The 11,318-nt window shown below is 64.9% G+C and carries 11 protein-coding genes and 1 pseudogene; 10 read left to right on the top strand and 2 right to left on the bottom strand.

Translation table 11 applies throughout. The annotated features are described in order from the left end of the window. Together purL and AC062T_RS05625 are read right to left on the bottom strand one after the other, a co-directional pair. Positions 1-1,821: phosphoribosylformylglycinamidine synthase subunit PurL (purL, locus tag AC062T_RS05620; protein WP_476028184.1), on the bottom strand; the 1,821-nt coding region annotated here is incomplete at its 3' end. A 114-nt stretch (positions 1,822-1,935) separates the two neighbouring features. Next, complete coding sequence (locus AC062T_RS05625; RefSeq protein ID WP_476028186.1) at positions 1,936-2,646, bottom strand: GntR family transcriptional regulator; 711 nt, start codon at positions 2,644-2,646, stop codon at positions 1,936-1,938. A gap of 99 nt (positions 2,647-2,745) precedes the next feature. On the opposite strand from AC062T_RS05625, the gene AC062T_RS05630 reads away from it, so the two are divergent. From AC062T_RS05630 to mhpB, 10 genes and pseudogenes are all read left to right on the top strand, one after another. Further along, positions 2,746-3,222 (top strand): tripartite tricarboxylate transporter TctB family protein, encoded by a 477-nt coding sequence (locus AC062T_RS05630; RefSeq protein ID WP_476028188.1) that lies wholly within the window; start codon positions 2,746-2,748, stop codon positions 3,220-3,222. Then, entirely contained in the window at positions 3,222-4,886 is a 1,665-nt protein-coding gene (locus AC062T_RS05635) for a tripartite tricarboxylate transporter permease (protein ID WP_476028190.1), read from the top strand. Before AC062T_RS05630 ends, AC062T_RS05635 begins: the two co-directional genes overlap by 1 nt. Continuing rightward, on the top strand, positions 4,879-5,877 hold the full coding sequence (locus AC062T_RS05640) for a tripartite tricarboxylate transporter substrate binding protein (RefSeq protein ID WP_476028192.1): 999 nt from the start codon (positions 4,879-4,881) through the stop codon (positions 5,875-5,877). Before AC062T_RS05635 ends, AC062T_RS05640 begins: the two co-directional genes overlap by 8 nt. A 2-nt stretch (positions 5,878-5,879) precedes the next feature. Then, complete coding sequence (locus tag AC062T_RS05645) at positions 5,880-6,641, top strand: SDR family NAD(P)-dependent oxidoreductase (RefSeq protein WP_476028194.1); 762 nt, start codon at positions 5,880-5,882, stop codon at positions 6,639-6,641. Between the two features lie 31 nt (positions 6,642-6,672). Beyond that, positions 6,673-7,662: a zinc-dependent alcohol dehydrogenase gene (locus AC062T_RS05650; protein ID WP_476028196.1), complete on the top strand. Its 990-nt coding sequence runs from the start codon at positions 6,673-6,675 to the stop codon at positions 7,660-7,662. Beyond that, a complete protein-coding gene (locus tag AC062T_RS05655) occupies positions 7,659-8,525 on the top strand; it encodes a sugar phosphate isomerase/epimerase family protein (protein ID WP_476028198.1) in 867 nt (288 codons plus the stop codon). Before AC062T_RS05650 ends, AC062T_RS05655 begins: the two co-directional genes overlap by 4 nt. Continuing rightward, positions 8,522-9,355, top strand: a complete 834-nt coding sequence (locus AC062T_RS05660) for an SDR family NAD(P)-dependent oxidoreductase (protein ID WP_476028200.1) — start codon at positions 8,522-8,524, stop codon at positions 9,353-9,355. The genes AC062T_RS05655 and AC062T_RS05660 overlap by 4 nt, the downstream gene beginning before the upstream one ends. Further along, the gene (locus AC062T_RS05665) at positions 9,352-10,152 is read left to right on the top strand and encodes an SDR family NAD(P)-dependent oxidoreductase (RefSeq protein WP_476028202.1); all 801 of its coding nucleotides are present in this window, start codon (positions 9,352-9,354) and stop codon (positions 10,150-10,152) included. The genes AC062T_RS05660 and AC062T_RS05665 overlap by 4 nt, the downstream gene beginning before the upstream one ends. A gap of 57 nt (positions 10,153-10,209) precedes the next feature. Then, complete coding sequence (locus AC062T_RS05670) at positions 10,210-11,130, top strand: alpha/beta fold hydrolase (RefSeq protein WP_476028204.1); 921 nt, start codon at positions 10,210-10,212, stop codon at positions 11,128-11,130. Beyond that, positions 11,127-11,318: pseudogene (gene mhpB / locus AC062T_RS05675) on the top strand (3-carboxyethylcatechol 2,3-dioxygenase); the annotation flags it as partial. The gene AC062T_RS05670 and the pseudogene mhpB, both read left to right, overlap by 4 nt.

Consider the following 11,318-nt stretch of genomic DNA (forward strand, 5'->3'; position numbering starts at 1 on the left):
TGTGCCGAGCAGGTAGATGTTGTTTCCCTCGTCCTGCCAGCCGGAGGGGATGCGGCGGGCGACGTCGTCGATCACGCCGAGCACGGCGACGACGGGGGTCGGGTGGATCGGCACGTCGCCGGTCTGGTTGTAGAACGACACGTTGCCGCCGGTGACCGGAATACCCAACTCGAGGCAGGCATCCGAAAGCCCCTCGACGGTCTGGGCGAACTGCCACATGACCTCGGGGTTCTCGGGCGAACCAAAGTTGAGGCAGTCGCTGACGGCGATGGGCTTGGCTCCCGTGGCGGCCACGTTGCGGTATGCCTCGGCGAGGGCGAGTTTGGCACCCTGTGACGGGTCGAGCTGGCAGTAGCGGCCGTTGGCGTCGGTCGCGACGGCGAATCCGAGTCCGCTCTCTTCGTCGATGCGCACCATTCCGCCGTCGTCGGGGAACGACAGGGCCGTGTTGCCGCCGACGTAGCGGTCGTACTGATTGGTGATCCACTCCTTGGAGGAGAGGTTGGGGCTGCCAAGAAGCGCGAGCGCCTGGTCGCGCAGCTGCGCGGCGCTGGTTGCGCGGGGCAGGCGGGCGGTGGTGTCGGCCTGGAGCGCGTCGATCCACGTGGGATAGGCGACCGGGCGGTCATAAACAGGTCCGTCGACGGCCACGGTGAGCGGGTCGACGTTGACTATTTCTTCGCCGAAGTGCGTGATGATGAGGCGGCCGCTGTCGGTCACCTCTCCGAGCACCGAGGTCTCGACATCCCACTTGCCGACGACCTCAAGGAACGCCTCAAGCTTGTCGGGGTGCACGACGGCCATCATGCGCTCCTGGCTCTCGGACATGAGGATCTCCTCGGCCGTGAGCGTGGGGTCGCGCAGCAGCACGTTCTCGAGCTGAATGATCATGCCGCCGTCGCCGTTAGAGGCAAGCTCAGACGTTGCACACGAGATTCCGGCAGCGCCGAGATCTTGGATGCCCTCGACGAGCTCCTTCTGGAACAGTTCGAGGCAGCCCTCGATGAGCACCTTCTCGGCGAAGGGGTCTCCGACCTGAACGGCGGGCCGCTTGGTGGGGCCGCCCTCGCTGAAGGAGTCGGAGGCGAGGATGCTGGCGCCGCCGATTCCGTCGCCGCCCGTGCGGGCGCCGAAGAGTACGACCTTGTTGCCGGCGCCGCGGGCGTTGGCCAGGTGCAGGTCTTCGTGGCGAAGCACGCCGACCGCGAGCGCGTTGACGAGCGGGTTGGCCTGGTAGACGGAGTCAAACCACGTCTCTCCGCCGATGTTGGGCAGGCCGAGGCAGTTGCCGTAGAAGCTGATGCCGCTGACGACGCCGTGAACGACGCGCGCCGTGTCGGGGTCATCGATCTTGCCAAAGCGGAGGGCGTCCATTACCGCGACGGGGCGAGCGCCCATCGAGATGATGTCGCGCACGATTCCGCCAACGCCGGTCGCGGCGCCCTGGAATGGCTCGATGTAGCTGGGGTGGTTGTGCGATTCGATCTTGAAGGTGACGGCCCAGCCCTCGCCGACATCCACAACACCGGCGTTCTCGCCCATGCCGACCATGAGGTTTTTGGTCATCTCTTCTGAGACCTTCTGGCCGAACTGGCGCAGGTACTTCTTGGATGACTTGTAGGAGCAGTGCTCGCTCCACATGACCGAATACATGGCAAGCTCGCCCGACGTGGGGCGGCGCCCCAGAATCTCGCGAATCTTCGCGTATTCGTCGGCCTTGAGCCCGAGCGCCTCATACGGCTGCTCTTTGTCGGGAGTCGCGATTGCGTTCTCAACGGTGTCGGCGACGTGCGCGCGGGCGGGGGAAGAAACGTCGGTCACGAGGCGGGTGCTCCCTTGGCAAGCGGATGTCGCGGCGGGGTCGAACCGCGCCCGTCAAGTCTAGCCGCGGGCGGCGGTGCGCTCAGCCTGTGGTCGAGAGCTCGGGCTCCAGCTCTAGGCCTCGTGTGAGGACTGTGCCGGGCGCTCGGGCAAGGCGAGGCCCGCCTTGAGCATGATGGCGTGCGAGTGGCTGTAGTGAGAGGCGAGAAGTTCGGCAGCGCGGTCGACATCGCGGTCGAGGGCTGCCTGCAGGATCTGCTCGTGCTCATGATCGATGTCGTGGTGCGCCGGCTTGAAGGAGGGAGCGGCCCAGCGGCGGTAGAGCTCGGTTGAGTCGAAGACGACGGCGGCCACCTGCTGCACGATGTCGATGCGGCAGGCGGCGAGCAAGGCTAGGTGGAATGCGCGGTGGGCGTCGGTCCATTCGAGGCGCGTGACGGCGGGCAGCTGCGGGTCGCGCCGGGGCACCCGGGAGAGCCTGTGGTGCGTCGTAATGATCAGGTTTTCCCACTCAAGGTCGCCGCGCTCGACGGCGAGGCGAAGCCCGAACGTGTCGTTGTGGATGCGCACCCGGCCCAGGTCTTCGAGCTCCTCGATGGAGAGCTCCTGCACGAAGAAACCGCGCTGCGGAATGTTGCGCACGATGCGCTCGGTCGAGAGCCGAGTGAGCGCCTCGCGCACGACGGTGGTACTCGAGTCGTACTTCTCGGCAAGAGCCGCGGTCTGAAGTCGACTGCCCGGTTCGACCTCCCCCAGGAGGATGGCGTCGCGAATGACGGCATACATGCGGCCACTGAGGGTCTCCGCTGATCCTTGTCGAGTCACAAGGTGAATGTAGCAAAGATATGAAATGCATCTCGAATTGACGAATGCATTATTCGTACTTAGTGTTGCATTCGCACATTGAGGTGATCGGAGTACCGGGTGAGAGTGCAACTGCAGAAGCATTTGTTTAGAACCACGAGCGTTGTCATAGTTCTGGCGGCTCTCGCCTGTGTCGTCTACAGCCTCAGTCTCCCCATGGGAACGCTGGCGAGCCCCGGTGCCGGAATGTGGCCGTTCTTAGTGAGCTGCGCGATGGGCATCGCTGCCCTCGTCACGCTGGTCACGGAAAAAGACTCATCCGCATACGAACCATTGTCTAAGCGTACGTGGATTATCGTCGTCGGCTTCGCCCTCATGGCCGCCTTCGTCGTCGCCTTTCAGATTGTCGGGCTCACGATCTCGTGCCTCGCTCTCACCTTTGTGTGGCTGCGGTGGATGGCCAAGGAGTCGTGGAAGGTCACGATCATCCTTTCCGTCGGCCTCACCGCACTCTTCGTGGTCGGCTTCGGAGTGCTCCTCGGGGTGCCCATGCCCGATGACGTCGTGCTCAACCTCATCCTCGGAAAGGGCTTCTAATGAACTTCGAAGAGGTCCTCCTCGGATTCCAGGTAGCACTCTCGCTGCAGAACCTTCTCTACGTCTTTATCGGCGTGGTAATCGGCATGGTCGTCGGCATCCTTCCCGGACTCGGCCCGGCCCCCACCATCGCGCTCATGCTTCCGCTCACCTACGTGCTGCCAGCCGACTCCGCGATCGTCATGCTCGCCGGCATCTACTACGGTGCCTACTACGGCGGAACCATCACGTCGGTGCTGCTGCGCCTCCCCGGCGAGGCTGCCAGCGTCGTCACCGTCTACGACGGACACCAGATGGCACTCAAGGGCCGCGCTGGCCCCGCGCTCGGCATCTCGGCGATCGGCTCGTTCATCGGTGGCCTCGTCGCCATCATCGGCCTCATCTTTCTCTCGCCCGTCATCGCGCAGTACGCGGTCAAGCTCGGCCCGCCGGAGTACGCGATGCTTGCGATCGCCGGAATCCTCATGGTCTCGGCCCTCGGTGAATCCAAGCCCAGCAAGAACGTGATCGTCGCATGCTTCGGCCTGCTCATCGCGACCGTGGGCATTGACGCCGTCACGGGCATCTCCCGCTTCACGGGTGGCTCGGTCGACCTTCTTCGCGGCATCGACTTCGTGGCGGTCGCGATGGGGCTCTTCGGCATCGGCGACGTGCTCTACGACCTTGAGCAGAAGCACAAGGGCGCGCGCATCACGGGCAAGCTCGGCCGCATCATCCCCACAAAGCAAGATATGAAGGACTCGTCCGGCGCTATTGCCCGTGGCTCCGTTATCGGCTTCGTGCTCGGCCTTCTGCCCGGTGGCGGTGGCGTCGTGTCATCCCTCGCCTCCTACGCAACCGAAAAGAAGGTGTCGAAGCATCCTGAGGAGTTCGGCAAGGGCGCCATCGCCGGTGTTGCTGGCCCCGAGACCGCAAACAATGCCGGATCGACCTCGTCGTTCCTGCCCCTGCTCTCGCTCGGCATCCCCTCGAACGTGATTCTGGCGCTCATCTTCGGCGCCCTCCTCATCCAGGGCATCACGCCCGGGCCGCAGCTCGTGACGGATCACCCCGAGATCTTCTGGGGCGTTCTCGCCTCGATGGTTGTCGGAAACCTCATGCTGCTCGTGCTGAGCCTGCCGCTCGTGGGGATCTTCGTGAACCTCATCCGCGTGCGCATCGGCATCCTGTCGTCGATCATCGTGGTCGTCACGATGGTGGGCGTCTACAGCGTCAACAACAACGTCACCGACATGTGGGTCATGCTCATCTTCGGCATCGTCGGCTACCTCATGCGCAAGACCGGCTACGACCCGGGTCCCCTCGCCCTGGCGCTCGTTCTCGGGCCGCTTCTTGAGTCGTCGTTCCGTCAGTCGCTTCTCATGTCTGACGGCAACCCGGCCATCTTCGTCGAGCGTCCGTTCTCGCTCTTCATCGTCGTGCTGCTCGTCGGCGTCGTCGTTTTTCAGGTCATCGCCCGCCGCCGCAGCAAGATCGCGGCGAAGTTCGATGACACCCTGCACCACCCCAACCCCAAGAGCCTGGCGCTACACGGCGACGAGCCCGCGGAGATCCTGCCCACCCTGGCATCCGATCTCTCCGGACTGCGCAGTGAAAACGCCAACGCGGCAGCCGCCACCCCGACGGATGCCACCCCCACCATCAAGGAGAACAAGGATGTCTAACCGCTTCCGCGCAACTGTCGCCGGCGTCGCCGTCGTCGCCGGAATCTCGATGCTTGCTGCCTGCAGCAGCACCGCGTCGTCCACCGGCAGCGCTGCCGATGTTGAATTCCCGACCAAGGACATCACCATGGTCGTCCCCTACGCCGCCGGTGGCCCCACCGACATCGCGGCGCGTGCCCTCGCCAAGGGCATGGAGGAGGAGCTCGGCTCGACCATCGTCGTCGAAAACAAGCCCGGCGCATCGGGCATCACGGGCCTCAGCGAGCTTTCGGCCAAGAAGGCCGACGGCTACTCGATCACCTTCACCCCCGGTGACGCGTTCGTGCAGTCCGAGCTTCGCACCGCGCCCTACACGTTCGACAGCTTCGAGCCCGTCGCCGGCATCATGACGCAGCCCTACATCATCGTCACGAGCAAGGACTCGGGCATCGCAAGCTACGAGGACCTGTCCGACGCTGACCGCCTCACCTACTCGGTGAGCGGGATCGGAACGCCCACCCACATCAACACCGCGATCCTCACCGAGGACCTCGGCGTTGCGGCAACGGCCGTTCCCTACGACGGAGCCGGCCCCGCAGTGCAGGCTGCCGTTGGCAACAACGTGTCATTCGCAATGCTTGACGCCTCCGGTGTCATGCCGTTCATCGCGAGCGGCGACCTGGTAGCCCTCGCCGTGCTCACGACGGATGGCGAGCGCCTCGACTACCTCCCCGAGGTCCCCTCCCTCACCGAGCTCGATGCCGACGTCGACAACATGACCCTCACCATCTACGGTGTTGGCGCCCCGGCCGGAATCGACGCTGGTGTGCTCGAGACGCTGCGCTCCGCAGCTCTGGCTGCAACCGAGTCGAAGACCTTCGCCGACTTCGCTAAGGCGAACTACATGCCGATGCTGGATGAGGAGACCGAGGCCAACTGGTACGAGACCCTCAAGACCACGGCTAAGGCAACCGTCAAGTCGCTCAAGAAGTTCGGAATCGAGCTCCAGTAATCATGACCGACCTCACCAACACTGTTGCCGTAGTCACCGGCGCCGGCACCGGAATCGGTGAGGCGATCGCTCGGGCTCTCGCGAAAGCGGGAGCCCGAGTGGCGGTCACCAACCGAAGCTTCGCCCCCGCCCAGGCGGTCTGCGACGACATCGTTGCCCAGGGTGGCGACGCCATCGCGCTTCAGCTGGACATCACCTCCCGCGAGAGCATCGCCGCAGGCCTTGACTCCGTTGTCGCCCAGTGGGGTCGCATCGATGTCATGGTCAACAACGCCGGCATCTCGGGCGAGATCCCCTTCCTTGAGGTGACGGGCGATGACTGGGACCGGATGCTCAACACCAACGGCCTCGGAACCCTCATGTGCATGCAGGAGGTCGCCAAGCGCATGGATGACACCGGCGGCAAGATCATCAACCTCACGTCGATCACGGGCAAGCAGGCCAACGCCACCTTCGCGCACTATTCGGCCAGTAAGTTCGCCATCAACTCACTCATCCAGTCGGGCGCCCGCTCGCTCGCGACTCGCAATATCACCGTGATGGGGCTCGCTCCCGGCATCGTGGCAACCCCGCTCTGGAGCGGCGTCGTCGCCGACGAAGAGGCACGCGCGGCAAAGATGTCAGCCTACGAAAAGCGCATCCTGCTGGGCAGGGTCTCGGTCGCCGACGACCTCGCCCCCGCCGCCGTCTTTCTTGCCGGCCCCGGTTCGGATTACATGACCGGCCACATTGTCACGGTCGACGGCGGACTCGTCCTCGTTTAGCCCCCAGCCAGCATCCACAAGGAACCTCGTCATGCGCTCGCTCGTTCTCACCGCTCCCGGCCAGATGGGAGTCGCCGATGGCGTGCCCGCGCCGGTGTGCGGGTCGGGCGATGTGCTGATCAGCATCCACGCCGTCGGCCTGTGCGGCACCGATCTCGGATACTTCTCGGGGTACCGAACCCCACCGACCACTCCGTGGGTTCTCGGGCATGAGGCCGTGGGGTGGATTGTTGCCGTCGGCGACGATGTTGACCCCTCGCGAATCGGCGAGCGCGTCGTCATCGAGCCGAACTATCCGTGCAGTGACTGCGCTCCGTGCCGGGCAGCTTCGCCCGCACTGTGCACCGAGCGGGTCAGTCTCGCCCTCACCAGTCCCGGCCTGCTCAGTGAACTCGTAGCGGTTCCGTCGGAGTTCGCCTGGGAACTCCCCGAGGGAGTTACGGATGAGGCAGCAGTATGCATCGAGCCCCTGGCTGTTGCCATGGCTGCCGTGAGGCGGGCCGACATTCGTGCAGAGGACGATTCCATGCTTGTTGTGGGAGCCGGGGCACAGGGCCTGCTCGTCGCTGAGGTCCTTCGCGCGATGGGCCGCCGCGTAGTCGTTGTCGACCCCCACGAGGCGAGGCTGCGCCACGCTGTCACACTCGGCGCAGAGTCTGACCCCGCCGATGAACTGTTTTCCGTCGTCTTCGAGACCTCGGGCAGCGCGGCAGGCGGCACGTCCGCAATTGAGGCGGCCGCCCCGGGTGGCCGCATCGTCGTGGTCGGCGTCGGCGACCAGCCGGTTCAACTCGACAATCGCATCCTCGTGCGCCGCGGCCTCACGATCATCGGCTCCATGATCTATGACCACCCTCATGACTTCGCGACGACGATTGCCGCCGTCGCCGGAGGGGTTGTGCGTCCTGAACGGGTTCTCGGACGGGCGTTCTCCTTCGACAACGGCGCCGCAGCCTTCTCTTCTGCCCCGCATGCTGTGGGCAAGACGTGGATCAAGCTCGTGGGGGTGGTGCTCGAATGACCGCCCGTCTCGCGCTCGACCACCTCACGGCCCTCGACCTGTCACCCACTGAGCTGATCACGGCCGCAGCCCATGCCGGCTTCAGCGACGTTGGCATCCGCATCCGCCCCATGGATGAAACGGAGTTGCCGTGGCCGATGGCCCCGGATTCCGCCATGATGCGGCATGCGCTCGACCTTCTCGACAGCACGGGCCTGGGCGTCACTCAGGTCGAGGTGCTGTTTCTCGACGAACGAGTCGAGATTGCCGCGATCGAACGCGATCTGGAGATAGGCGCGCACCTGGGCGCCGAGTTTCTCTATTGCGTCGGAATGGACGAGGACTCTGCCCGGATGGGCGACCGTTTCGGCCAGCTTGAGACGCTGTGCCGCAGCTACGGCATCCGTCCGCTTCTCGAGCCGATGGCGTACAGGCCCGTGAACACTGTCGAGGCGGCGCTCGCAATTGCGGAGCAGACCCCCACCGGAGGCGTTCTCATCGACAGCCTGCATTTCGCGCGGTCGGGCGGCATGCCGGCCACAGTGACCGATGCCGACGCATTTCGTCTGCCGCTCGTTCAACTATGCGATGCCGGGGCACCGCCCAGCGAGGTTCCTGCGGATGCTGTCGCGCCCCGCGGTCAGCGAACCGACATCAGCCCTCTGCAGTGGGAGGCTCGCACGGGCCGCCTGCTGCCGGGGGACGGATCTCTCGACCTGACGGGGCTCATGTCGGCGCTTCCGAGTGACGTGATCGTGGCGCTTGAGGCTCCGAACCCGCGCGCCATCGCCGCATCCGGAATCGACGCATTCCTGGCGGATGCGCGCACCAAGCTTTCTCGCGTCGCCGGGTCACGCACGACCGAACCGGGAGCAAAAATATGAGGGCGCTCGTTACCGGCGCAACCTCGGGAATCGGGCTAGCGATTGCCGCCGAGCTTGCCCTGCGCGGCACCGACCTGGTGATCGTGGCTCGCGACAAGGATCGCCTCGACACCGTCGCTGCCCGCCTCGCGAACCACTCCGGCGTTACCGTCGAGCCGCTTGCCGCCGACCTGCTCGATGACGCGGGCATTGCCGCGGTGATGTCGCGGCTGCAGGATGCTGATTCCGTCGTCGACATACTCGTCAACAACGCGGGAATCGGCCTTCCTCCCGGCGGTTTTCTCGGCAACGACATCGACACCTCACGCAGGCTCACGAGTCTCAATGTCGACGCCGTGATGCGGCTGAGCCACGCCGCCCTGCCCGCGATGATTCGTCGCGGACGCGGCGGGCTCCTCACGGTTGCCTCCATCGCGGCCTTCACCCCCGGCACGCCCGCGATCACCTATTCCGCCTCAAAAGCGTGGGCGGTCGCATTCGGCGAGGGCCTCAACACCCTGCTTCGCTCGACCGGTGTGCACAGCACTGTGGTCGCGCCCGGTTTCGTGCGCAGCGAGTTTCACAGCCGATCGGGAGTTGCGACCGACGGCATCCCCGAGCGCCTGTGGCTCACGCCAGAACAGGTCGCCATCGCCGCTGTCAATGGGTTTGACCGCAACACTCCGCTCGTGGTCCCCGGGGCGATATGGCGCACGGGGTTTGCCATCGGATCGCGGCTGCCGCGGCCGTGGCTGAGGGCTGGGTTCGCCGCGCTCATGTCTCGCACCAGTCCGCCCCGCACCGGTTCTCCCTCTGCGGCCCCCAGCATCCAGACCGAAGGAACAGCATGACTACACCCACAGCGTCTGACCGGCTTGCCACGAAGAACATCATCGTCACGGGTGCCGGAGGGGGCATCGGCGCGGCGTTTGCCCGCCACCTCGCCGCAGCGGGGGCAGCCATCGCGGTAGCCGACCTTGACCTCGCCGCCGCAGAAGCTGTTGCTGCAGAACTGCGGGACGCGGGCGCCAGGGCGATCGCGGTGCAGGTCGACGTGGTCGACACCGACTCGGTGCGCGCGATGTTCGACACGGCCGAGGCCGAACTCGGCGAGGTCTCGGTTCTCTTCAACAACGCCGGTGTATGCATCCGCCAGCCGTTTCTCGAGATCACCGAGGCACAGTGGAAGCTCATGCACACCGTCAACGGCAAGGGAACCCTTTTCTGCACGCAGGAGGCCGCGCGCCGGTTCATTCCCCGAGGCGGTGGCAAGGTCATCAACACCTGCTCGACCTCGTCGCGCCAGGCCAGTGCCGACTTCGCAGCGTATGCCGCCAGCAAGGCCGCGACCCTTTCTGTGACGCAGTCGGCGGCCAGGGCGCTCGGCCAGCACGGAATCACGGTCAACGCGATCGGACCAGGAATCATCGACACCGATCTGTGGTCGAAGGTCGAGCGGGATGACGCCGGTGCCGAGGTCGATGCCGCCAGCGAACGCTCCCTCGACGCCTACGAATCACAAATCCTGCTCGGGCGAATCGGCACCCCCGACGACATCGCCCCCACCGCCGTCTTTCTTGCCAGCACCGACTCCGACTACATGACGGGTCAACTCCTCATGGTCGACGGCGGAGTCGTCGTTCAGTAGACGACTTCCGGCGAATCCCTCTTACACAGCACGAACAGCTACAAAAGGAGCACACCGATGACCGAACGCCCATTCACGAGTGTCTGGTCCGATCTGGCCCAGGTCGAATTCAGCCAGGGCTATATCGAGGCCGGCGGCTATTCCACCCGCTACCTGCACGCCGGCGACACGTCCAAGCCAGCGTTGCTCATGCTTCACGGCATCACGGGCCACGCCGAGGCGTATTCCCGCAACCTGCGGTCGCACTCAGAGCACTTCTCCTGCTGGGCCATCGACTTCATCGGTCACGGCTATTCCTCCAAGCCGGAGCATCCGCTGGAGATCAAGCACTACATCGACCAGGTGCTCGCCTTCATGGATGCCATCGGGGTCGAGAAGGCGTACTTCAGCGGCGAATCCCTCGGCGGCTGGGTGGCAGCCAAGATCGCGCAGCTCTATCCCGAGCGCGTCGAGCGGGTTGTTCTCAACACGATGGGTGGCACGATGGCCAACCCCGTCGTTATGGAGCGCCTCCTCACGCTGTCGATGGATGCTGCCAACGACCCGTCGTGGGAGCGCGTTAAGGCTCGCCTCGAGTGGCTCATGGCCGACCCGACCATGGTGACCGATGATCTCATCAAGACCCGCCAGGCTATCTTCCAGCAGGCGGACTGGAAGATGGCGTGCACGATGAACATGGCGCTTCAAGACCTTGAGACCCGCAAGCGCAACATGATTTCGGATGATGACCTGCGGTCGATCACGGTGCCCGCAATGGTGCTCTGGACCACGAAGGACCCGTCGGGTCCCGTCGATGAGGGGCGCCGCATCGCCTCCCTCATCCCCGGTGGCAAGCTCGCGGTGATGGAGGAGTGCGGTCACTGGCCGCAGTACGAAGACACCGAGACCTTCAACCGTTTGCACCTGAACTTCTTGCTCGGCAAGGATGACCCGCAGGTCAAGGACCCGAGCGCCGACCAGGAGGCCGCAGCAGCATGACCCTCGCACTCGTGACCATGTCGCACAGCCCTCTGCTGGAGTTCGTTGACCCGCCTGCGGACGTCAAGGCTGAGGTTGAGGCCGCGTTCGAGGCGGCCCGCTCCTTCGTTAAGGAGTACGACCCCGATCTCGTGATCAACATCGGGCCTGATCACTACAACGGGTTCTTCTACGACATCATGCCGCCG

The sequence above is a fragment of the Homoserinimonas sp. genome (genome assembly GCF_056262345.1).